General features: G+C 33.3%; 28 protein-coding genes. 6 read left to right on the plus strand and 22 right to left on the minus strand.

Features of this window, described 5'->3' with window-relative positions; all coding sequences use genetic code 11:
• Nucleotides 1-2 precede the first annotated feature (2 nt).
• From CL818_RS08990 to katG, 4 genes are all read left to right on the plus strand, one after another.
• Entirely contained in the window at nucleotides 3-1,550 is a 1,548-nt protein-coding gene (locus tag CL818_RS08990; RefSeq protein ID WP_272973789.1) for a hypothetical protein, read from the plus strand.
• A gap of 4 nt (nucleotides 1,551-1,554) precedes the next feature.
• The gene (locus CL818_RS08995) at nucleotides 1,555-2,001 is read left to right on the plus strand and encodes a lipocalin-like domain-containing protein (RefSeq protein ID WP_286972751.1); all 447 of its coding nucleotides are present in this window, start codon (nucleotides 1,555-1,557) and stop codon (nucleotides 1,999-2,001) included.
• Nucleotides 1,985-2,281 (plus strand): DciA family protein, encoded by a 297-nt coding sequence (locus CL818_RS09000; protein ID WP_013187900.1) that lies wholly within the window; start codon nucleotides 1,985-1,987, stop codon nucleotides 2,279-2,281. Before CL818_RS08995 ends, CL818_RS09000 begins: the two co-directional genes overlap by 17 nt.
• 153 nt (nucleotides 2,282-2,434) lie before the next feature.
• On the plus strand, nucleotides 2,435-4,657 hold the full coding sequence (gene katG / locus CL818_RS09005; protein WP_272973791.1) for a catalase/peroxidase HPI: 2,223 nt from the start codon (nucleotides 2,435-2,437) through the stop codon (nucleotides 4,655-4,657).
• 64 nt (nucleotides 4,658-4,721) lie between these two features.
• Here katG and CL818_RS09010 read toward each other — a convergent pair whose 3' ends face one another.
• From CL818_RS09010 to CL818_RS09075, 14 genes are all read right to left on the minus strand, one after another.
• Entirely contained in the window at nucleotides 4,722-4,913 is a 192-nt protein-coding gene (locus CL818_RS09010) for a hypothetical protein (RefSeq protein WP_013187902.1), read from the minus strand.
• Nucleotides 4,910-5,236 carry a DMT family transporter gene (locus CL818_RS09015; protein WP_013187903.1) on the minus strand — a complete coding sequence of 109 codons (327 nt, stop codon included), beginning with the start codon at nucleotides 5,234-5,236 and terminating at the stop codon, nucleotides 4,910-4,912. The genes CL818_RS09010 and CL818_RS09015 overlap by 4 nt, the downstream gene beginning before the upstream one ends.
• Nucleotides 5,233-5,727: a hypothetical protein gene (locus CL818_RS09020; protein WP_272973792.1), complete on the minus strand. Its 495-nt coding sequence runs from the start codon at nucleotides 5,725-5,727 to the stop codon at nucleotides 5,233-5,235. Before CL818_RS09020 ends, CL818_RS09015 begins: the two co-directional genes overlap by 4 nt.
• Nucleotides 5,728-5,743: 16 nt before the next feature.
• Complete coding sequence (locus tag CL818_RS09025) at nucleotides 5,744-6,055, minus strand: DUF6122 family protein (RefSeq protein WP_272973793.1); 312 nt, start codon at nucleotides 6,053-6,055, stop codon at nucleotides 5,744-5,746.
• Between the two features lie 13 nt (nucleotides 6,056-6,068).
• Complete coding sequence (locus tag CL818_RS09030) at nucleotides 6,069-6,278, minus strand: hypothetical protein (protein WP_272973795.1); 210 nt, start codon at nucleotides 6,276-6,278, stop codon at nucleotides 6,069-6,071.
• Between the two features lie 114 nt (nucleotides 6,279-6,392).
• Nucleotides 6,393-7,835: a glycosyltransferase family 2 protein gene (locus CL818_RS09035; RefSeq protein ID WP_272973796.1), complete on the minus strand. Its 1,443-nt coding sequence runs from the start codon at nucleotides 7,833-7,835 to the stop codon at nucleotides 6,393-6,395.
• 183 nt (nucleotides 7,836-8,018) lie between these two features.
• Entirely contained in the window at nucleotides 8,019-8,231 is a 213-nt protein-coding gene (locus CL818_RS09040; protein ID WP_272973797.1) for a hypothetical protein, read from the minus strand.
• A 9-nt stretch (nucleotides 8,232-8,240) separates the two neighbouring features.
• A complete protein-coding gene (gene thiD, locus CL818_RS09045) occupies nucleotides 8,241-9,050 on the minus strand; it encodes a bifunctional hydroxymethylpyrimidine kinase/phosphomethylpyrimidine kinase (protein WP_272973799.1) in 810 nt (269 codons plus the stop codon).
• Nucleotides 9,038-9,691 carry a thiaminase II gene (gene tenA, locus CL818_RS09050; protein WP_272973800.1) on the minus strand — a complete coding sequence of 218 codons (654 nt, stop codon included), beginning with the start codon at nucleotides 9,689-9,691 and terminating at the stop codon, nucleotides 9,038-9,040. The genes thiD and tenA overlap by 13 nt, the downstream gene beginning before the upstream one ends.
• Complete coding sequence (gene thiE, locus CL818_RS09055; protein ID WP_272973801.1) at nucleotides 9,685-10,314, minus strand: thiamine phosphate synthase; 630 nt, start codon at nucleotides 10,312-10,314, stop codon at nucleotides 9,685-9,687. Before thiE ends, tenA begins: the two co-directional genes overlap by 7 nt.
• Nucleotides 10,307-11,098, minus strand: a complete 792-nt coding sequence (thiM, locus tag CL818_RS09060) for a hydroxyethylthiazole kinase (RefSeq protein ID WP_272973802.1) — start codon at nucleotides 11,096-11,098, stop codon at nucleotides 10,307-10,309. The genes thiE and thiM overlap by 8 nt, the downstream gene beginning before the upstream one ends.
• Before the next feature lie 145 nt (nucleotides 11,099-11,243).
• Nucleotides 11,244-11,972 (minus strand): SIMPL domain-containing protein, encoded by a 729-nt coding sequence (locus tag CL818_RS09065; RefSeq protein ID WP_219360203.1) that lies wholly within the window; start codon nucleotides 11,970-11,972, stop codon nucleotides 11,244-11,246.
• 105 nt (nucleotides 11,973-12,077) lie between these two features.
• The gene (locus tag CL818_RS09070) at nucleotides 12,078-12,788 is read right to left on the minus strand and encodes a hypothetical protein (RefSeq protein WP_272973804.1); all 711 of its coding nucleotides are present in this window, start codon (nucleotides 12,786-12,788) and stop codon (nucleotides 12,078-12,080) included.
• An 88-nt stretch (nucleotides 12,789-12,876) separates the two neighbouring features.
• Entirely contained in the window at nucleotides 12,877-13,638 is a 762-nt protein-coding gene (locus CL818_RS09075; protein WP_286972755.1) for a hypothetical protein, read from the minus strand.
• Nucleotides 13,639-13,648: 10 nt separating this feature from the next.
• Between CL818_RS09075 and CL818_RS09080 the strand changes: the two genes are divergently transcribed.
• On the plus strand, nucleotides 13,649-13,801 hold the full coding sequence (locus tag CL818_RS09080) for a hypothetical protein (RefSeq protein ID WP_286972756.1): 153 nt from the start codon (nucleotides 13,649-13,651) through the stop codon (nucleotides 13,799-13,801).
• Nucleotides 13,802-14,256: 455 nt separating this feature from the next.
• Nucleotides 14,257-17,088: an excinuclease ABC subunit UvrA gene (gene uvrA / locus CL818_RS09085; RefSeq protein ID WP_272973806.1), complete on the plus strand. Its 2,832-nt coding sequence runs from the start codon at nucleotides 14,257-14,259 to the stop codon at nucleotides 17,086-17,088.
• Between the two features lie 184 nt (nucleotides 17,089-17,272).
• On the opposite strand, the gene CL818_RS09090 is transcribed toward uvrA, so the two are convergent.
• The 8 genes from CL818_RS09090 to CL818_RS09125 all read right to left on the minus strand — a co-directional run bounded on the left by CL818_RS09090 (nucleotide 17,273) and on the right by CL818_RS09125 (nucleotide 23,554).
• Nucleotides 17,273-17,866 carry a nitroreductase family protein gene (locus CL818_RS09090; protein WP_272973807.1) on the minus strand — a complete coding sequence of 198 codons (594 nt, stop codon included), beginning with the start codon at nucleotides 17,864-17,866 and terminating at the stop codon, nucleotides 17,273-17,275.
• Between the two features lie 78 nt (nucleotides 17,867-17,944).
• The gene (locus tag CL818_RS09095; protein WP_013187917.1) at nucleotides 17,945-18,190 is read right to left on the minus strand and encodes an acyl carrier protein; all 246 of its coding nucleotides are present in this window, start codon (nucleotides 18,188-18,190) and stop codon (nucleotides 17,945-17,947) included.
• Between the two features lie 3 nt (nucleotides 18,191-18,193).
• Nucleotides 18,194-19,471 carry a beta-ketoacyl-[acyl-carrier-protein] synthase family protein gene (locus CL818_RS09100; RefSeq protein ID WP_286972757.1) on the minus strand — a complete coding sequence of 426 codons (1,278 nt, stop codon included), beginning with the start codon at nucleotides 19,469-19,471 and terminating at the stop codon, nucleotides 18,194-18,196.
• Nucleotide 19,472: 1 nt separating this feature from the next.
• Nucleotides 19,473-19,913: a 3-hydroxyacyl-ACP dehydratase FabZ family protein gene (locus CL818_RS09105; protein WP_013187919.1), complete on the minus strand. Its 441-nt coding sequence runs from the start codon at nucleotides 19,911-19,913 to the stop codon at nucleotides 19,473-19,475.
• Nucleotides 19,910-20,677 (minus strand): SDR family oxidoreductase, encoded by a 768-nt coding sequence (locus tag CL818_RS09110; protein WP_286972758.1) that lies wholly within the window; start codon nucleotides 20,675-20,677, stop codon nucleotides 19,910-19,912. Before CL818_RS09110 ends, CL818_RS09105 begins: the two co-directional genes overlap by 4 nt.
• Complete coding sequence (locus tag CL818_RS09115; RefSeq protein ID WP_286972759.1) at nucleotides 20,671-21,723, minus strand: type III polyketide synthase; 1,053 nt, start codon at nucleotides 21,721-21,723, stop codon at nucleotides 20,671-20,673. The genes CL818_RS09110 and CL818_RS09115 overlap by 7 nt, the downstream gene beginning before the upstream one ends.
• A complete protein-coding gene (locus CL818_RS09120; protein WP_286972760.1) occupies nucleotides 21,720-22,433 on the minus strand; it encodes a methyltransferase domain-containing protein in 714 nt (237 codons plus the stop codon). Before CL818_RS09120 ends, CL818_RS09115 begins: the two co-directional genes overlap by 4 nt.
• Nucleotides 22,430-23,554, minus strand: a complete 1,125-nt coding sequence (locus tag CL818_RS09125; RefSeq protein ID WP_286972761.1) for an NAD(P)/FAD-dependent oxidoreductase — start codon at nucleotides 23,552-23,554, stop codon at nucleotides 22,430-22,432. Before CL818_RS09125 ends, CL818_RS09120 begins: the two co-directional genes overlap by 4 nt.
• Nucleotides 23,555-23,593 lie beyond the last annotated feature (39 nt).

Genomic DNA, 23,593 nt, shown 5'->3' on the forward strand with positions numbered 1-23,593 from the left:
GAATGCGTATTCTATACACTTTACTCCTATTTTGTTGTATCATATTTTGGAGCTCTTGCAGAAATGATTTTGAATTTGAACCAAGTACTGGTCAATTAGAGTTCTCTAAAGACACGGTCTATTTAGATACCGTATTTACTAATATAGGATCTAGTACTTATAATTTAAAAGTATACAACCGTAGTGATCAAGATATACGTATTCCTAATGTACAACTTAGTCAAGGAGAAAGTTCTAGTTATCGCCTTAATGTAGATGGTGTTGCTGGGAAAGTATTTAGGGATGTAGAAATCTTAGCTAATGACAGTATTTTTGTTTTTGTTGAAACTACTGCAGATATACAGGAACTTTCTCAAAATGCATTAGAATTTTTATATGAAGATGCCATTCTTTTTGATGGTGGAGAAAACACCCAACGTGTAGAGTTAGTAACACTTATTAAGGATGCTGTTTTTCTATTTCCTGAGCGTGATGCAATGACAGGTGAAGTTGAAACCTTGCAACTAGGTACAGATCCTAATGGCGACCCAATTTTAATTGAAGGATTCTTTTTAGAAGATAATGAGTTAACCTTTACCAACGAAAAGCCATACGTAATTTATGGTTTTGCAGCTGTTGGCTCAAACAAGACGTTAACAGTTAATGCTGGTGCACGAGTGCACTTTCACGCTAACAGTGGTATTATTGTCGCAGATCAGGGTTCTATGCAGGTTAATGGAGAATTAAGTACAGATCCAGAACTGTTAGAAAACGAGGTTATTTTTGAAAGTGACCGTTTAGAAACTGCCTATAGCAATATTCCAGGACAATGGAGTACTATTTGGTTAACGGCAGGAAGTACAAACCATAATTTTAACTATACAACTATTAAAAATGGTACTGTTGGTTTATTAATGGACTCAAACGATGGCGGTGAAGATCCTACACTAACTATAAGAAACTCACAAATCTATAATTCATCTAACATTGGGTTATTATCTAGAACTGGTAGCATTCTTGGAGAAAATCTAGTTATTGCAGAAGCAGGACAAAGTGCTATGGTTATAGAGTTAGGCGGATCGTATGAGTTTAACCACTCTACTTTTGCTAACTATTGGTCACGCAGTTTTAGACAAACGCCAGCTGTTGTTATTTCTAACACATTTGGAGAAACGCTAGCTGCAAATTTAGATCAGGCTAATTTTTCTAATTGTATAATTTATGGTCGTAATGATGTAGAGTTTGGGTTTTCTAAAGCAGATGAAGCAGCATTTAACTTCAATTTTAAAAATTGCTTATTACGAGCAAATGATCCAAATGGAAATTTAGAAGATGATCCTCTGTATAATTTCTCAGATATGGCATTGTATGACTCTGTTATATTAAATGAACAGCCTTTATTTTTTGATACAGATACTAATAAACTTCAAATAAGTTTAGAATCTCCAGCAAGCGCTCAAGGTGATCAAGCAACGGCAAATCTGGTACCTTTAGACCTTATAGGGACTAACAGAACAACAAACCCAGATATAGGTGCTTATGAAACTATTATGTTTCCAGATGAAAATTAAATCTATGTTTTTAAAAAATATTAAACCTTTAGCAATTTTATTAATTGTAAGCTTCTTTTTAAGTAGTTGTAACAGCAGCCCAAATTTAGATGCATTACCATTACTAAATGGCTATTGGGAAATTGCTTCTGTTGAAACGGATAAAGGAAAAGAGATTGAATATAAATTTAATGAGACAGTAGATTATTTTGAGCTAACTGCTAAAAATGGTGTGCGTACCAAGGTTAAGCCCAAACTAGATGGAACCTTCATAAAAACTAATGATGCAGAAGGTTTTACTGCTAAAATGCAAGACGACAAATTGACATTAATTTATAAGACTACTTGGGATACTTGGTCAGAAACCATTTTGTACCTTAACGACTCAAAATTGGTTACACAAAATGACCAAGGAATAAGATATACTTATAATCGCTTTAAAGGATACCTAGATAATGTCGAAACGAACTAATGAACACCTTAGTATTGCAGATGCTCTTAAAGAATTTGTAGACAAGAATAAACTTCAAAAGGGATTAGACAAAGTACAAGTTCGAGATGTATGGAACGACCAAATGGGACCTGCAATTGCTAAATATACAACCAACATCAAATTAGATAGAGATACATTATATGTACAACTTAGCTCTTCTGTCTTAAGGGAAGAATTAAGTTACGGCAAACAACGTATAATTGATAATTTAAACGAAACGCTTGGTAAAACACTTATTACCAAGCTCATATTAAGATAACTACCATTACACCATAGATTAAATTTAGTTTATCATTATTTAAACTATAAATTAAATCAATAGTACTCTTCTCAATTTATATTGAAAATTGATAGTTAAATGTTTAATTTTAGTGACATTTGAACCGTTACTTAACTAAAAATTTTAATTATCATGGATAACAACAATTCTAATGTATGGGACATTAACGATCCTAGCGCTATTGCAAAATGCCCTTTTTTAGGAGGTGCACAATCTAACACAGCAGGACACGGCACAACTAATAGAGATTGGTGGCCTAATGAACTTAAGCTAAATATTTTACGTCAAAACTCTTCTAAATCTAACCCAATGGGTTCAGATTTTAACTATAAAGAAGCTTTTAACAGTCTTGATTATGCAAAATTAAAGCAAGATGTTATTCATTTAATGACAGATTCTCAAGATTGGTGGCCTGCAGATTATGGTCATTATGGTCCTTTTATGATACGTATGGCTTGGCACAGTGCTGGTACTTATAGAATTGGTGATGGTCGTGGTGGTGCAAGTTCAGGAACACAACGTTTTGCCCCTTTAAACAGCTGGCCAGATAACGGTAACTTAGATAAAGCTCGTTTATTATTATGGCCAATTAAAAAGAAATATGGAAACAAAATTTCTTGGGCAGATTTAATGATTCTTGCAGGTAACTGCGCATTAGAGTCTATGGGCTTTAAAACATTTGGTTTTGCTGGAGGTCGTGAAGACATTTGGGAACCAGAGCAAGATATATATTGGGGTTCTGAAACTGAATGGTTAGGTAATGAAGAACGCTATGCAGATGGAGATTTAGAAGCACCACTTGGTGCTGCACACATGGGATTAATTTATGTTAACCCAGAAGGACCTAACGGAAACCCAGATCCGCTTGGTTCTGCTAAAGATATTAAAGAAACGTTTGGCCGTATGGCTATGGATGATGAAGAGACTGTAGCATTAATAGCTGGTGGTCATACATTTGGTAAAACTCACGGTGCCGCAGATCCAGATAAATATGTTGGTGCAGAACCTCACGGTGCTCCAATTGAAGAAATGAGTACAGGTTGGAAAAACACCTATGGTACTGGTGTCTTAGACGATACTATTACTAGTGGTTTAGAAGGTGCTTGGACCCCTAACCCTACACAATGGGATCACGATTATTTTGAAGTGTTATTAAACTATGACTGGGAACTTTCTAAAAGTCCTGCAGGTGCACACCAATGGATTCCTACAAAAGCTTCTAATGCAAGAATGGCTCCTAAGGCTGGTGATGCCAATGCTAAGCAAGGTCTAATGATGTCTACTGCAGATATGGCACTTAAAATGGATCCTGATTATTTAAAGATTTCTAAGAAATTTCATACAGACCATAAAGCATTCGAAGATGCATTTGCTCGTGCTTGGTATAAGTTAACGCACAGAGATATGGGACCTATTTCTAGATATTTAGGACCAGAAGTACCTCAAGAAGAATTACTTTGGCAAGACCCTTTACCAGCTTCTAACTTTACACCTTCAGAAGAAGATGTAAATTCACTTAAGTCTGCAATTGCAAATACAGAGCTATCTGTTTCAGAGTTAGTTTCTACAGCTTGGGCCTCTGCTTCTACCTTTAGAGGATCAGATAAACGCGGTGGCGCTAATGGTGGTCGCATTCGTTTAGCACCTCAAAATAGATGGGAAGTAAACAATCCAGAGCAATTACATAAAGTGTTAAATGTATTAAAAGGCATTCAAAATGATTTTAATACAAATGGTAAAGACGTTTCAATGGCAGATTTAATAGTACTTGCAGGATCTGTAGGTGTTGAAAAAGCTGCTGAAAAAGCTGGACATTCTGTTACTGTACCATTTACTGGTGGTCGTACAGATGCAAGTCAAGAACAAACAGATATCGATTCTTTTGGTTACCTAGAGCCACAAGCAGATGGTTTTAGAAACTTTATAAAGGATAACCAAAAAGCAGCTGCAGAAGATTTACTTGTAGATCGCGCTCAATTGCTTACGCTTTCTATTCCTGAGATGACTGTTTTAGTTGGCGGATTAAGAGTGTTAGGTGCTAACTATAATGGATCTAACTACGGTGTGTTTACAGATAGAAAAGAAGCATTAACAAATGATTTCTTTACAAATTTATTAGATTTCACATATACTTGGAAAGCTATTACAGATGATGATACTGTTTTTGAAGGTAGTGATCGTAGAACGGGTGACAAGAAGTTTGAAGCTACAAGAGCAGATTTAATATTTGGTTCTAACACAGAGCTTCGTGCAATTGCAGAAGTATACGGAACAGAAGATGCAGAAGAGAAATTTGTAAAAGATTTTATTGATGCTTGGACTAAGGTGATGAATTTAGATCGTTTCGATTTATAATTAACACGTAGTATTATACTTAAAAAGGCGATTCCTAATTGAATCGCCTTTTTTTTTATTAGTATCATCTAAATTCAATATCATCTTTCTTACAATACCACTTAGGTGAGTTTGCATATATAACACAACCACCTAGTTTAATCTTACCTTCATCACTTTCTTTAAAACCTTTAGGTGTAGGCTTTCCGTAGCTTATTGGTATCACATCTTTATTTGAGTCGCATTTAGGACAATATTTAGGAGCTCTATAACTCATTGAGATACATATTTTAAACCAACAATAGAACTTATTAGTGTAACTATAAAAAATAATCTCCAAAACGTGGCTGGTTCTTTAAATACAAAAATTCCTACAAGTACAGTTCCCACTGCACCTATTCCTGTCCAAACTGCATATGCAGTACCTATTGGCAGTTCTTGAGTTACTTTTACAAGTAAATACATGCTAATAGCCAAGCAAACTAAAAATCCTGCATACCAATACATACTTTCTGTACCACTAGCCTCTTTAGCCTTACCAAGACAGGTTGCAAATGCAACTTCAAAACAACCAGCAATTATTAGTAAAATCCAATTCATATTATTGACCTGTCAAATTCCATTAAATTGAAAATGGTATTAATAATCGAATCTTTTTCAGCTGAATGCTTTAAGATTATATCCTCACCTTTAGAATTTAAAATAAAAAATGAATTATAGTTAATTTCATGATACTGCTGTTTTTTATTAATCTTGTAGGTTTTAGCTTTATAATTATCCCCAGAAACTCCTATAGTATAAGGCTCGTTAGACCACGATAATAATTTAATGTTATCCCAAATTAATAAAGGTTTGGAGCGGTTTATACTAACTGAATCATCCCACTTTCCATAAACTTTATACATTTCATGAGATAGGTCTTTTTTAGCTTGTTTATGAAAATACCTAATTTCCGACACTTTTAAGAAATCACCAGATTTTAATTTTAGTGTAGTAATTATACCTTCATGCAAAACATAAGTATGATGACTTGTACCACTTGCACAAGCCGTTATGAGCAGCCCTATTATTAATAAATATATGTATTTCATAATCCTAATCAAGCATTTATGTCATAAACCAACAATCGATGGCATCTGTTAACATATGAAACAATAAACCAATACCTATAATTCTAAAAGGTTTCTTGAAAAATAACAAGATAACATAAATAACCATAACATAATAGGTATGAAACCAATGTAAGTTAATGCTACAACGGTTGGCTTCAAAAATTGGTGTTGCCCACAGATGGTCTATATCTACCAACATAGTTGCTAATAAAATAAGGTAGGCTTTTTTCCACTGGGTTTTACAACATAAAAAGGCAATACCTAATGGTGCAATAAAATGTAATGTATAATGAATTATGGTTTGCATCTTCTAAATTAAATCATCTACGTAATTTTTCTTTAAGTGCGTTTATTAAAGCATCTTTCTCTGCAATAACAATTTTTGTGTGTTTTGTATTAAAGAATAAATACAGTAATATACTAACTGAAATTAACGTATTTAAATCATATTCAAAAAAACGTGTTAGTAAATATGAAAGTGCAAATATGGCCAGTGTAATATATGTTCCTGCTAAATAAAATTGTTTCATTAATTATAAAATTTAGTAATCTCTAAATATAGTTTTATGCTGTCACACCACAAAAAAAGGGCTGCCTAAACACTACATTTAGACAGCCTCTTACAAATTTTCGAATTAAAATGACTAGGACGACATTGCCACTACTTGTTGTTCCTTAAGTTGTTTTTTTGTTAAGTCTCTAGTTAACCATCCGCTACGTCCTGCTGTTGCAATGGCATACGGTGTAATCCAGAATAATGTAAATGCATAAAATACACTGTAAGGATATGCCCAAAATGATTCTGAAATACTATGTTTTTTAGCAAAGAAAAATGCTTGCATACTTGAGAACACTAAGATACCTGCTAGTGTAGAACACAAGAATAATACTGGATATGTTATAATGAAGAACAGCATTAATAATATTGCTGGATATGCCATAGTCATTTTTAACCATTGGTTTAATAACAATATTCTTGTTCCTGTTTTAGCACCATCTCTAAAGTTTGAGAATGCAAATTTGTTCATTGCTATATTTTCTCTAACGTTACTTCTTTCCCAACGTATAAACATCTTGTAAAGGTTTTTATAACGTTCTGGAATGTTTGTATATACATAAGCCTTACGTTGAAATAACACTTTATAACCTTGCTTTAGGATCATATTTGTCATTGCTCTATCTTCTCCAATTTTAGAAACTTCACCCATAAAGGTTTGGCTAATCCAATCTTCCAAGCAATTAAATACAGCTTCTCTTCTATAAGCAGATAATGCGCCAGGTGTACATAAAACAGAACCTAAACGACTTTGAGCAGATCTTACAAACTCAAAACTAAATGCAAAACTTACATTTAACATTCTAGGAATTAATGCTTTTTTATTGTTTAGAACCTTCACGTTTCCTGCTACAGCACCACAATCTGGATTAACCACAAATGGGCTAGCCATAATACGTAACGTGTCTGTTTTTACTATTGAATCACTATCTACAGTAATAAACACATCTCCAGTTCCTAAGTTAAAACCTCTGTGTAACGCGTGTCTTTTACCCATATTTTTTGGTTGCTGATATATAGCAACGCGGTCGCCCAACTCTGCTTTTGCTTTCTGCATCCATTGCCATGTATTATCCTGACTACCATCATCAATTGAAATTAATTGAAGCTTTTCTATTGGATAATCACTGGCCACAAGACTTTTTAAGGTCTTATAAACTAACTCTCCTTCATTGTATGCTGGTACGATTACAGTACACGTAGGAAGCTCTTCGTCTGATACTGATGCTATTGACTTATATTTTAAATATAATGTGAGAATGTATCCTATAAATGCTAGCTTAATTGTTAGGAGTGTAAAACCCATAATCATTATAGCTTGTCCCCAAATTGTATTCATTCGGTCTAAATGTACCTCTTCAAAATAAGGTTGCATAATAAAGAACAATGCTACTGCTCCAAAAAGCAATATAAATGTTCCTGCTAATACTAATGAAGAAGATGAGTTGTTTACAAACTTCTCCACAGGATTAAGGGGTTTAGTTTGCGGTATATTAGGATCTGTTGTTACAGTGTTTATAGAGTGATTCATTATGCGTTTATTGTAAATTCTTAATAGTTACATATTACTTGGCAACAGTAGTGCCAATTAAGAAAACGCTTAATTACAACAGCTTATAGAAGAGTAGAAAATTGAATGTGTAAAATTATTATACACTTGTGTATAAAGTGATAGTATTTAAAATGCCTAAGGGCAACAAATAATCAGAATTTATTAAACTTTAGACTTATGCTTTAAATTAAAGTATGACATAAATGAAGAGAAAATTCCAAAACATATAAAGTTGTAAATGATATAAGAAACATCTATATCATCGTAAGATAAAAATTCAAAACCAGCCATTCCTAATGCATAAATAAATCCGCCAACTAAACCAGAAATAAGTATTGTTTTATAGTGCTTTTTAAAAACTTCTTTTAAACTCATAATTTAGTTTTACAAATTAAAGTGGTTTATAGGTCCACGGCCTTCTCCTAACTGTTTATTGCTGCCATTAAAAATTGCTGTGTTTACATAATTACAGCCTTTTATAACGGCAGACTCTAAAGACTCTCCTAAACTTAGGAAAGCAGCAATACTAGATGATAGGCTACAACCTGTGCCGTGAGTATGATCTGTTTTAATTTTAGGGTTTGTTATAGTGACAATAGTATCATCTTCTACAATATAGAGAATATCCTGAACATGGTTATTTGTAGTACTAACGTGACCACCTTTTAATAAAACAGAAACTGAATAAAGCTTACCTATTTCTTTAGCTGCTTTAGATAACGTATTGGTAGAGGTTTTTTTACCTAGTAAAATTTCCGCTTCTGGAATGTTAGGTGTAATTAGTGTAGCCTTTGGTAAAAATGCCTTTAGTCTAGCTATAGCTCCATCTGTAATTAAAGCATCACCAGATGTGGCGACCATTACAGGATCTAAAACAATATGCTTTGCGTTATATTCTACTAATCTTTCTTCCACTATCTGAATAACTTCTGCAGAGTGTAGCATTCCTATTTTTATAGCACCAAAAGAAATATCACTTAACACAGCATCTAGTTGATGAGCAATATGTGCTATTGGTATTGCATGAATATCTATCACACCTTTAGTATTCTGTGCAGTAGTTGCAGTTATAACAGACGCTGCAAAAGCACCACAAGCACTAATGCTCTTTATATCTGCTTGTATACCAGCACAACCGCCAGAATCGCTTCCAGCAATAGTTAGTACACTTTTGTAAGACGTTATATTTTCCATTGCTCTTTATTATAGGCACTATCCCAGAACATCCATTCTAATTGAGAAGCTTTTCTAAATGCAGTATTCATTCTTAGGAGTGTTTTGTCATTTGCATCTTCAGCATACATATTGGTAATATCAATAGCATGATTTACTGATGTTGCAAAATCTTCACCTCCATATGTATTAATCCAATCTTGGAATGGGTTATCCTCTTTGTTGGTTTGGTTTTTAAGAATGTAATCTCCTATTTCCTTATAAATTGTAAAACAAGGTAATACTGCCGCTAAACCTTCTTCGACAGATTGGTTGCAAACTACACGAGATAAGTAACTAGTATACAACTCACACGTAGGAGATGGCTCTGCTATAACAGTATGGTTTTTAAGAAAGGTTTGGTGTAAAGCATTTTCAACTTCTATAATACCTGATGCTGCATTTATGAAAAATTGAGTTTCGGAGCTTTCTGTACATTTTACACCAACTTGTGTAAGTATCTTTTTATATTCAGAAAGGTACAAGGCATCTTGTTCTATATAAAATTGAAAAACATCTTTTGGTAAAGTACCATCCATAAGCTGAGTAATAAACTCTTGTGATTTTATAGATTCTAATATAGATTCTGTTTGTTTTCGTACTGTATTAAACCAGTTTAACATACTTTAGTTTTTAATGTTCTTGTTGCTATTTCAGGGTTTTCAGCTTTAGATATTGCAGACACTACGGCAATACCAGTAGCGCCATTTTTAATTATCTCGGTAGCATTGTATATATGTATTCCTCCTATACAAACTATAGGTTTTTTATAAACTTCACAAATTTTAATAAGTCCTGCAATTCCTAAAGGAGCGTCTAAATCTCTTGTTTTTGTCTGTGTAGCAAAAATTGGAGATACACCTATATAATCTATTTCACTAGCTTCGTGAGCTTGTATTGCTTGAGAGACATTACTTACAGAAAGACCTATAATTTTTGTACTTCCCAACAAGTTTCGTGCTACCTTAAAGGGCATGTCTGTTTGTCCCAAGTGAACTCCATCTGCATTTACAGCGAGAGCAATATCTACACGATCATTAATGATTAATGGCACTTTATAAGTTTCACATAGAGATTTAGCTTGTAAAGCTCTGTTGTAAAACGTCTTTGTGTCGCAGGTTTTTTCTCTTAATTGAATACATGAAGCACCACCAATTAAAGCTGCTTCTAAAATCTCGAAAAATTTAATGTCATTTGTAATGCTATCATCTGTTACATACATTAATGACAGGGCAGCATTATTCATTTAAGATTAAGTATTCTGAAAGTTGATCTGAAGTTAAAAGGTGAAGGTTATCTAAAAAATTCATTTGAAAACTACCAGGACCATTAGATGCTTTCTTAGTAATATCTCCAGTAACACCCATAATTGCCATTGCAGCTGTAGCTGCTAAATGTGTATTGCCTTCAACTGCTATACACGCACCTACCATTGCTGTCGCAGTACAACCCATACCTGTAATTTTAGCCATTAATACATCTCCGTTTGAAACTGTACTTACCTTTTCACCAGTAACTATAATATCTTTTTCTCCACTAATAACAATTGTATTTCCTAATTCTTTAGAGAGTTGTTTAGCAGCTTGTATGGCATCTAAGGAGTTGTGAGTACTATCTACGCCTTTAGTAGACAATGTAGAATTTGTTAACGCCATAATTTCTGAAGCGTTACCACGTATAACATCTGGTGTATGTGTAGCAATAATTTCTTGAGCAGTTTCTGTTCTGTAGGTAGATGCTCCTACTCCAACAGGATCAAACACAAATGGTGTTTTTGTTTTGCTTGCTTTTTGAGCAGCTAGTTTCATAGCCTCTACCCAAGTTTTGCTTAAAGTTCCCATATTGATAACTAAAGCTGAAGAAATTGTCACAATATCTTCTACTTCTTCTTTAGCGTGAGCCATAACTGGAGATGCGCCTATAGCAAGTAAAGCATTAGCCGTATTGTTCATAACAACATAATTGGTAATGTTATGTACTAAAGGAGATTTTTCCCTAATGGCAGTTAAAATAGATGGAATTTGATTCATGTCTTAGTGGTTAATTAGTTGGTAAAATTCACTAAGTAAAGAAAAAAACTGTTTGTGTTAATTACAAACTAAAGCATAGGTTTTTAAACATTGTATGTAAGATAGAATAAAAGCTCAAAAATCAAGGAGTGATTATAGCCTAAAGCTAATCTATCTCATAGTTAAGTTTCATTGTGATTGATGCCGTTTTTTCTCTAGAACTTGTATTATAAGTGCCGCCCCAAGAATAATCTTCATTTGAGTTTTGACCTGTAATTTGAAAGATTCCCATTCTTGCAGATTGTAGTTCACCAAGGTTTCCGCCAGAGAATTCAGATATTTTTTCTGCTCTTATTCTTGCATCTTCAGTAGCTTTTGAAATCATTTCAATTTTTAGATCTGCTAGTTTTGTATAGTAATAGCGTGGTGGTTCAGAGTAAAACTTCACACCTTGGTTTAATAATTCAGTTATTTCTCTAGACAGTTTTTCTATCTTATCTACATCTTTAGATTCTATTTTAATAGATTGTGTAAGTTCATAACCAACAAATTCTTCGCCTACATAGTTTCCATTTTCAGAATAAACTTGTTTGTTTTTTTGATTTGTTTTTACTGCACTATAAATTAACTGATTGTCATTTATACCTTTAGATGATAAGTAATCATCTATAGTTGCCTTATTTTGCTCTAAGGTTATATAAGCTTGTTTAAGGTTAATGTCCTGTGCTCCGAACCTACCTTCCCAAACTATAAGATCTGAAGAAAAGTCTGCTTTTCCTAAGCCTGTTACTTCTATACTGTTATTTACCTTGTTTCTATCTGCATAGGCATTTCCTAAGAAGATTGAAGCTACAACTATTGCAATTGCAAAAATAATGGCACTTAAATATTTCATAATATGTGTAAGATTTGGACAAGTAATTTAATTAATTATTACAAACCTTTAAGTTAGCCTTGTGTTAAATGGTAAGAATTTTAAATGAAATGATTTTGGTTTCAATTATTTATTTGCGGAGTAATTGCACTCATCTCCTACCACAAGCTTTTTATCAATTTTTTGTATACTAATAAGTCGCTCTCTAAAGTCTAAATTGCCATCGTAATCTACTAAGTAACGTTCTTTAAAAATTCCATTTGGTATAGAATGCTCTTTATTAAATTCATTATATGCTGTAGTATGAATTAAAAGTGGCAAATGAAATGCTGTACTATCCTCTATAATATAAAATAAGGTTGCAAGTTTATGGCGTTTGGTCCTTTTAGGTTTTATTGATGTAAGCTTATAACGCTTGTAAGACATGTCTTTAAGTAACGTGTCATTTAAATTTATAAAATCATAATGCTTAGTTTGGTAATTAAACCTATTACTTAACTTTTTCACATATTTACAATCTACATTTATAAACTCTGCATTATCAAGATCTTTTTTTAGTGCTGTTACATTTAAAGAGACGCCTAGATTATCTGTAAAAATTAATTGATATGTTAGCGTATCTAACTCTGTAATTTCAGCTTTATAATTATTAAACTTTGAGTTAGTTAAATAATATTTTTTTAATGTCTTTCCGTTTTGTAATGTATCTGTAATACCACCTTTTTCTGAATATTTGTAATAAGTAACATCATACTCTAGAAGATAGTCGAAGTTATAGTGTTTTTGAGAAAAGCTATAAGTTGAAATTAATAAAAGTAAAATTGTAAGGTATTTCATGACAGTGAATGTATTGATTATAGTAAATAGTAACAATACATTGTGGCAGTAATCCTGTTTGTACCTAATTTAACTACTTATCAAGAAATTACCAGTTAATTTGAGCTTTGAGATAAGGACCATGTTGTAATACAGATGTTCCATTAAATGAAGATTGGTAATACTCGTCACCATCTGGCTCTTCACCTTCAATTGCTGCTGTAAGGAAGAAAAATGCTCTAAAACTATAACCAGCGGCAACGGCAAAAGCAATTTTCTTATTTTCATCTTTAGAGGTATATGCGGCTCCCAATCTTGTGTCTGAAGAAATACCAAATCCCCAAGAACCTTTCTTTTCTGAAGAGATAAAACCATTAGGATTACCATCCTCGCCATTAATACCATTTCTCAATACAGATTCTAGTTGATCTTTACCAAAATCACTTGCTTTTATAGTTACAATTCCTGCAATGTTTGCGCTTGAGAAATCAACTCCAAATTTGTTATCCACAGAAGTTATTCGAGTAAGACGGCCATACATATTATCAATTTTTTGATGAAAGGCGTAAAAATTATAATTGGCCCTAGGATCTACATATTCTATACTTCTAAAATCTCCGAGCTCAACAGATGCTCCAGCAGGTAAGTTTAGTGACGTAAAACCAATACCGTATTGACTTAAATAATATTCATTAGCATCATCAATACCTGGAGAATAAAATAGAACAAAGCTTTTGTAATCATTAGAAAAATCGCCAATTGGAATTGACGGCCCCATATTATCACCTATTTTAACAAATGAATTGTCCAGACTTCCTTGAAAGTTCCCTGTTTCGTAAGAAAATTCTAATTTTTTGATACCTATACGCAAAGCGGTATTAATGAGATTATCATTTTCGCTATTAAAGTTTACGAAACCACCTATTTTTAACCATTTTGCTAATTTAAAGCTACCTTCAAATTTTGTAAAAAGAGATGCTTTACCATCAATACCATCTTCTAAATCATCTTCTAATGAGTTAAAAGCATCGTAAATTGGTGTAAAATATCTAGCGGTAACACTAAAGTAATTTTCTCGTTGCGCTACTGCATTAAACTGTATTGATACTAAAAAAATAATATTACTGCATATTTAAGGTTGGTGTTCATAGTTTGTTTGGTTATGCTCTTTTAAATAAAGCTGTTATCACTAATTAAGACGTATTAAGTGATAAAATTAAAACCAAGGATGCTCTCAAAAAATACCTTAAATTAAGTATATTTTTTTTTCAGTTTTAAGTAAAGTATTACATCACATAGGAAAAAAATCTTCTAAAAACCTTTAGTTATATTAAATAACACATCTCATTGTTAGCCTATAATTTTCAGAAAAACTTTATTAATGCTTAATCTATCTTAGGGCTAATATGTAATGTTTTTCAACACATAAATTGAACTTACTTAGACTTCAAAAACACCTATAAATTGAGTACCTTTGCAGTCTTAAATTATGGCATACCAAGACGATACAATAGAGGTATTTGGCGCACGCGTTCATAACCTAAAAAATATAGATGTTACAATTCCACGAGAGCAACTTGTGGTTATAACTGGATTATCTGGCTCAGGTAAATCTTCCTTAGCTTTTGATACCATATACGCAGAAGGACAACGGCGATATATAGAAACGTTTTCGGCATATGCCAGACAGTTTTTAGGAAGTTTAGAACGTCCTGATGTTGATAAGATAGATGGCCTTTCTCCAGTTATTGCAATAGAGCAAAAAACTACAAGTAAAAGTCCGCGTAGTACTGTAGGAACTATAACAGAAATTTACGATTTTTTACGTTTATTATTTGCTCGTGCTAGTGATGCTTATAGCTACAACACTGGAGAGAAAATGGTAAGCTATAGTGATGAGCAAATTAAAGAGCTTATCACAGAAGACTTTAAAAACCAGCGCATTAATATTTTAGCGCCAGTTGTACGTTCTAGAAAAGGACATTACAGAGAACTTTTTGAAAGTATCGCAAAGCAAGGTTTTGTTAAAGTTCGAGTAGATGGAGAAATTCGTGATATTGTAAAAGGTATGAAAATAGACCGTTACAAAACTCACGATATAGAGATTGTAATAGACCGATTACAAGTTTCTGAAAAAGAAGATATTCAAAAAAGACTTGCAGAGAGTATACATACCGCTATGTATCATGGTGATGATGTTCTCATGGTAATTAAGCACAACGAAAATGAAGCGCGCTATTTTAGTAGAACATTAATGTGTCCTACCACTGGTATATCTTATCCAAACCCAGAACCTAACAATTTCAGCTTTAACTCACCAAAAGGTGCTTGTCCTAAATGTAATGGTATTGGAACGCTGTATGAGGTTAATGAAAATAAGGTAATTCCAGACAGAAGTAAATCAATTAGTGGTGGCGGATTGGCTCCACACGGAAACAAAAAGAAAAACTGGATATTTAAACAACTTGAAAATATAGCAGAACGTTTTGATTTTAAACTAACTGACCCTATTTCTAAAATACCAAAAGATGCTTTAAATATTATTCTTTATGGTGGTAAAGATAGTTTTGAGGTAGAAAGCAAATCCTTAGGTGTTACCCGTAAATATAAAATAGATTTTGAAGGTGTTGCTACTTTTATAGAAAACACATACAACAATAATGAAACAACATCATTAAAACGTTGGGCTAAAGAATATATGGATAAGGTAACCTGTCCTACCTGCGAAGGTTCAAGGTTGCGTAAAGAATCTCTATATTTTAAAGTTAACGCCTTAAATATAGCCGAGTTGGCTAATAAAGATATAAATGAGCTTGCAGCTTGGTTTGATGATTTACCAAATCATCTTTCTGATAAACAGGAACAGATAGCTTCAGAAATTGTAAAGGAAATAAGAACACGCCTTCAGTTTTTAGTAGATGTTGGTCTTACTTACCTTTCTTTAAATCGTGGTAGCAAATCTTTATCTGGTGGTGAAGCTCAACGTATACGTTTGGCAACACAAATAGGATCGCAATTGGTAGGTGTCTTATACATTCTAGATGAACCAAGTATAGGATTACACCAACGTGACAATGAAAAGCTAATAAATTCTCTTGAAGCCTTACGTGATGTTGGGAATAGTGTTATTGTAGTAGAACACGATAAGGATATGATTGAGCGCGCAGATCACGTGATTGATATTGGTCCTCGTGCGGGAAAACATGGCGGACAAATAATTAGCCAAGGTACACCAGAACAATTACTAAAGGAAGATACACTTACAGCAAATTATATGTCTGGTAAGATGGAAATTGCAGTTCCAGAAAAGAGACGTGAAGGCAATGGTAAATTTATCGAGCTTAAGGGTTGTACAGGAAATAATTTAAAGAACGTATCAATTAAACTACCGTTAGGACAAATGATTGCCGTAACGGGAGTTTCAGGTAGTGGTAAGAGTACATTAATTAATGAGACGCTCTACCCTATTATGAATGCCCATTATTTTAATGGTGTAAAAAAACCAATGCCTTATAAAAGCATAAAAGGTTTAGATGAATGTGATAAGGTTATCGATATAAACCAAAGCCCTATTGGCCGCACACCACGAAGCAATCCTGCAACATATACTGGTGTATTTTCTGAGATACGTAGCATCTTTTCTAAAACTACAGAAGCAGAAATTAGAGGTTATAAACCTGGACGTTTTAGTTTTAATGTAAAAGGTGGCCGTTGTGAAACTTGTGGCGGTGGCGGTTTACGAGTTATTGAAATGAACTTTTTACCAGATGTTTATGTAGAATGTGAAACCTGCCAAGGCAAACGTTTTAATAGAGAAACGCTTGAAATACGCTGGAAAGGTAAAAGTATTGCCGATGTTTTAGAAATGACAATTAATGAAGCTACCGAGTTTTTTGAGAATATTCCTAAAATACACCGAAAACTTAAAACAATACAAGATGTAGGTTTGGGTTACATTACTTTAGGACAACAAAGTACTACACTGTCTGGTGGAGAAGCCCAACGTATTAAATTGGCAACAGAATTATCTAAAAGAGATACAGGAAATACCTTTTATATATTAGATGAGCCTACAACTGGACTTCATTTTGAAGACATTCGTGTTTTAATGGAAGTTTTAAATAGATTAACTAATAAAGGAAACACCGTACTCATAATAGAACATAATATGGATGTTATTAAGATGGCAGACTATATTATAGATATTGGTTACGAAGGTGGAAAAGGTGGCGGAAAAGTAGTTGCTAAAGGTACACCAGAACAAGTAGCTAAAGACAAGAAAAGCTATACAGCAAAGTTCTTAAGACAAGAATTAGCATAGTTTTAAAAAAATGTATGTCTTCAGAAATTTATCTCTAAATTATTTCTCGACACACTTAATTAGCAATGCTTTTATAAAACTGAAAATCACTCGAAATGACATTAAATATTTTATAGTTTCATATAAAAAAAAGTAGTCTTTTCGAGTGATTTTAAAGGATGTAAATTTATATGGGTAGCAGTTGTTACTCCTTAAAATTACCGTTAAACACAAACTCAGTTTGTGATTTTCGTTCACGTGTTGTTTTAAGCTCTGTTTCTTTTAAATCTTCACCTAAATCATCAGGATTACCACCTTGGTATCCTATTGCTATTCCGGTTGCAACGTGATAATTATCTGGAAAATTAAATTCTTTTTTAGCGCCATCAAAATCTATTCCTGCCATTTGGTGAACAGCCATATTCATAGATGTAGCTTGTAAACTCATTGCCATAGAAAATGCTCCTAGATCATGTAGTGCGTGAAAATTTTCTTTCTCACCATTAGGCATATCTTTCTTAAAAGCTCCTAATGCCAAAACCGGTGCATGTTTTGCCCAACCTTGGTTAAACTCCACCAAACAGTTGTAAATCCTATCATACATTGGAGTACCTTTTATACCATAAATAATAACCCAAGGCTGAAAATTATTTGAACTTGGTGCCCAACGACCAGCTTCAAACAATCGTTTAACGTCTTCTTCTTTAGGTATCTCTTCAGAAAAAACTCTGGGACTCCAGCGCTCTTTTATTAAATCTATTATCTCGTAATCTGTAGGTGTTGTTTTATTTGGTATCATAGTTTTTCTTTTTAAAATACAATCATTTTACTAAAATGAAAACCTTAAAATACACTTTAAAGTTTTTTTAGGCTTTGATTAATCTTTTAGCTTTCGCTCTATAGCTTGTATTGCATCTTCAACCGTTTGCATTTGTTCAATATCATCATTAGAGATTTCAATATTAAACTCATCTTCAATGTCTAAAACAATATCAACTAAATGGGCTGAATTTATATTAAGCTCATTCATTAAATGACTGTCTTTAGTTATATCATTAACCTCAACATCTTCAGGAAGATAAACGGTTATTATAGATTTTAGCTTTTCGTAAATAGTATTCATAAATTAGGGTTCAAATTTTGAAAAAATAACCACGGCATTTACATCTCCAAAACCAAAACTGGCTTTGGCAATATGTTGTAAAGGTGTCTTTTTAGTAGTTTGTAATATAGCTTCTTTTGGAATTAGCTTTTGAATATCTGGATGTACATCTGATGCATTTACATTTCCAAAGAGCGTTTGATGCTTTATTTGTAGTACAGTTGCTACACACTCCATACTTCCCGAAGAAGCCAAACCGTGACCAATAAGTCCTTTTAATGAATTTATTGGTGGGAAGTTAGCAGCTTCTATTTTTAGAGTTCGTTTCCAGTTATACAGCTCTTCAGAATCTTTTTTAGTAGCTGTTAAATGTCCATTTATAGCGCTTAATGCATCATGTTGAACACGTGATTCTTTTAAGGCCTTAGAGATACAACGTCTTACTGCTTGACCATTAGGTGCTGTCATACTTCCTCCAGCAAGCTGACCTCCAGAATTAAGATGACCACCAGAAATTTCAGCATATATTTTAGCTCCGCGCTTTTCTGCGCTTTCTAAAGATTCAATGACCAATGCGCCAGCACCACTACCAGGTACAAATCCAGAAGCTGTTGCACTCATTGGTCTTGAGGCTTCTGTTGGTTTATCATTATAGTCGTGCGGTAAAATACGCATAGCATCAAAACCACCCCAAACATATGGTCCGGAATCACTACAACTACCTACTAAAATACGTTTGGCTTGTCCAAATTTAATACGGTCATATGCCATAAGCACAGCTTCTGTACCTGTAGAACATGCCAATGAGTTTGTAGTAACTTGATTTCCACAACCCAATTTGCTGTTTAAATAGGTGCTTATACCACTAGCCATAGTTTGTAAAACAGAAGTGCTACCAAGGCGTCTTGTGTTACCTGCATCTATTTTATGGATGGCTTCTCTAAACTTATCTACGCCTAATATGCCTGTCCCGAATATAATTCCGGTATCATAATCTGGCGTATCGTTATATAGTAAATCTGCATCTTCCCAAGCTTCTAATCCAGCTAAAACGCCATAAACAATTCCTGTTGAGTTTAAACCGCGTTGTTCTAATTTTGTAAACCTAGCATTTATATGTTCTTGTGTAACTTGCGGTTGTGCAGCTATTTGGCAGGTAAAGTTTAATTCTCTTAATTGAGGTATAAACCTGATACCACTAACACCTAATTTGGTGTTTTTCCAAAACTCTGGAATACCGATACCATTTGGAGCACAAATTCCCAAACCGGTAACCACAACACGTTTAGTTTTTTTTGACATCTTAATCTTGTATGAGCATTCCGCTTAATTCGCCTTTACAAACCACCTCATCGTTTTCGTTAAGCATTTTAACTTTACACTTTAACTTATTAAACCTAAAATATATTTTTTCAGAAATAACTGTTACAGTTTCTTTTGGTTTTACTGTTTTCAAAAACTCAACATGAGATTCTGAAAATGCTACCAAAACATCTTTTTGCTTAACATCCTTTAATAAGTAAATCCCTAATGACACCAGTCCTATCTGTGCCATACATTCTGTTAAGATAACGCCTGGTGTAATAGGTAATTCTTTAAAGTGACCTTCATAAAAGTATTCGTCTTCTTTAAAAGTGTAAGCACCTTCAATACCATTATCATCTACCTTGAAAATTTCATCGACAAATAAAAAGGGTTTTGTGTAGGGTAACTTCTCTAATATGTATGTTTTTAATGTACTCATCTTAAATGTTCACCGCCATCTACTTTAATTATATTTCCTGTAATCCAATTGGCTTCATCTTTACTAAGAAGATATACGGCGTTTGCTACATCTTCTGGTTTAGTAAGCCTATTGTTAGGGTTACGTTGTAGTGCTANACTTTTTAATTTATCTGATCCTGGAATCATACGTANTGAGGTAGTATCTGTAACACCAGCTTGAATTGCATTTGCAGTAATTTGATAAGGTGCAAACTCTACAGCCATTTGTTTTATTATACTTTCTAGCACAACCTTAGCAGCAGAGACTGCACCGTAATTAGGAATTACTTTAGTATTACCTTCACTTGTAAAAGCAAGGATTTTTGCGTGATCTGAAAATAGATTGGCATTCAACATNGCCTGGCTCCAATCTAACAGNCTCGTACCCATAGCATTTATAGTAAGCTGATAATCTTTACTCGACAGNGTTTTCTCTGAGTTTACTAATGGGTTTAAATTGCCTTTAGCAATACTATGAAGCATAAGCTTGACACTGTGTTTTGGTAGTGTTTCAACTAAATGTTGAATACAGTCTTCACGTTTTTCGGGATTTAAGGCATCTGTAGCAAATTCAATAACGGTTACATTTGTTGTGTTTATAAATTCCTGAAATTGAACAAGGTCTGCTTTTCGAGTTCTGTGTACTACTATAATATTAAAACCTTCAGCAGCTAATTTTTTTACTGATGCAAAACCTAAACCTGTTGTGCCTCCTAAAAAGAGTGCAAATTGATTGTTTACCATTCTAATAAAATTCGTTGTGCTGTAAAACCTGGACCAAAACTTAACATTAAGCCTTGTTCTCCTTTGGNAATCTCNTTATTCATAAAACGCTCTAANACAAANAGTACTGTTGCACTACTCATGTTTCCGTAACGCCTTAATGTTTCTCGTGTATCGTCTATATTCTTTCCTAAATTCCCAAATAATTCTTCAACTGTTTGTACTATTTTCTTTCCACCAGGATGAAACACCAAATGGTCTACATGTTCAATAGAGGTGTTATTTTCTTTTAGAAATGGATGAACTATGTTAGGAAAATGCGCTGCTATAGTTTCCGGTACTTTGGGGTCTAAAATCATTTTGAGTCCNCCATTTGTAAGATCAAAACCCATCATATTTGTTTCATCATAAAAATGATACATCTTCTCTCCTACTATTCTTGGTCCTATGTGATTGTNTTCTGAAGATAATAATACACATGCNGCACCATCTCCAAAAATAGCAGCACTAACCATATTGGCCATCGAATAATCGTCTAATTGAAATGTAGATGTAGGACTCTCTACAGCTATTACCGCAGCACGTTTATTAGGTTGAGACTCCAAAAATTTCTTGGCGTAAATCATACCAGAAATTCCTGCAACACAGCCCATTTCNGTAACTGGTAATCTTACAATATCTTGTTTTAGCTTTAAGTCGTTTATAAGNTAAGCATCTAAGCTTGGTATCATAATGCCGGTACAACTTACCGTTATTATAAAATCTAAGCTTTGTGCATTCCATTTTGCTTTATCTAAAGCTTTTACCAATGCCTGTTTCCCTAACTTCTTTACTTCGCGTTGGTAAATATTATTTTTATCCTCGAAAGTGGTTTGNGTAAAAACATCTTCAGGATTCATTATTGAGTAACGCTTATCGACAGCAGCACCTTCAAAAANCTTAACTACTTTTCTTTTAAATCTAGAATCTTGGTCGTGTAACCAAACATTAACCAAAGGTATTATNTCTTTAGTTTCTCTATAAAATTCAGGTAGTTGTGTAGCTACAGAAGCTATATGTACACTCATATTGTTTTGTTTGGTTTGATGACCCATAAATACCTGAAAGCCCATTTCCATTGTATGGANGAAGACGCTTTTAANGTATTTGAAATATGCTGAAGGTCTTGTTTTATAAAACCACGCTTAATTGATATTAAACCATCTATCCTTGCCAGTTGCGTCTTTAGAAATATACGGCTAAAAACATGAAATAATAGATACGCTAGCCTACTTCTTTGTAAATCATTNATAATAATTGCTTTGGTTGTAATTGATACAAATGCTGCTATAAATCGATTGATATCAGCTGTTGTAAAATGATGTAATGTAAGTGTGCACAGTAAGATATCTGTCTCTATGTCTTTAGGTTTGGCTTGAAAAATATTAAGATTCATATAACGAATTTCAGGGAAATCTTCAGAAAAGTCTTCTGCGATATCTAAACTATTTGTGTTCATATCTATACCAACTAAGCTAACATTGTATTTTTTCTTTCTACAATATGTAGCAACCTCGCGCAACATTGCGCCAGAGCCACAGCCAATATCTGTTATCTTATAATGTGCTTTTGGATTTTTATTTATAACGTTTTCGATTGCATTTATGGTAATATTATTTCCTCCAAGTAATTTATTAACCCGACTTATATCTTTTAAAGCTAATTTNAGAATGCGCTTGTCTAGATNTAAATTATCCATANGCTCTTCTTGGTTAGAGCGTTTTTTAAATGNCATCATAAGCTTAAAGGTTTACCATGAGTTGTTTTTATAATTTTTTGTAACAACCAAGGCATTCTTGCAATNGTANTGCTCGCTATTTTAGATAAGGAGTTATTTAATAAAATGTGTTGAAGAACGCTTCCGAATGCTAAGCGTTTTGAAAATGTNTTTTTCCAAGTTTTAATGTAGTGTTCTTCTATGTCTCTTCTTTCCCAAGTAGTAATGTCTCCTTTTAGGAGTGTTTCTGAAACTAGTTTAGCAGAATGTATTGCCATAGCCATACCGTTACCACATAATGGATGTATTAAGCCTGCACTATCACCTACCATTAATATATGTTCTTGTACAATAGATTTTTTCTGAAATGAAACCTGAGCTATTGTTAATGGTGCTTCAAANCTCATTNTAGAGGTGTTAAAGAATTGAGCCATATTAGGATTTTCAGAGATTATAGAAGCATTAAANTTTGCAATACCTTTTACAGTCTTAAAACTTTTATANGTTGTAAGGTAACAACAATTAANAGCATTATCCTCAACCATACTNAANCCACAATAACCTCCTTTAAAATTATGTAATTGCACACAATTTTCATTAAATCCGGTGGTNTTATAGTGCGCTTTAACAGCAAGCCATTTTGATTTCTTTTCAATAAATTTTCTCTGAAGGATTTTATCTAATGTAGAGCGTTTTCCAAAAGCTCCTATTACATATTTAAAGATCATTTCATGNNGAGTAAGCGTAGATACTTTAAATACATCGCTTTCAAAATTTACTGAAACAACAGTATCTGTTATAACAGTAACACCTAAATCCAGCGCTCTTTTATACAGAATAAAATCTAACGNATACCTACTAATTCCAAAACCACCAAGAGGTAAATTAACTTGNACGTGTTTACCCTTATGAGTGGACCATTGTAATACATTTATATTCTTAATTGNAACATCTTTAAATGTAACACCTAATTGTGCTAAATAAGGNTTCACCTCATTGCTAACATACTCACCACAAACTTTATGATNAGGATAAGATTCTTTTTCAATAAGCGTGACATCTTTACCTTTTAAGGCTAAATGTATTGCTGCAGTAAGTCCAGAAAGACCACCACCNANTATTCCTATTTTTTNATTTATCACTTAGTGAAGATACGAGTTTGCATAAAAAAACCCGATGCT

It is taken from the genome of Croceibacter sp., from assembly GCF_002716225.1.
In the GTDB taxonomy this organism is placed as follows: Bacteria; Bacteroidota; Bacteroidia; order Flavobacteriales; family Flavobacteriaceae; genus Croceibacter; species Croceibacter atlanticus.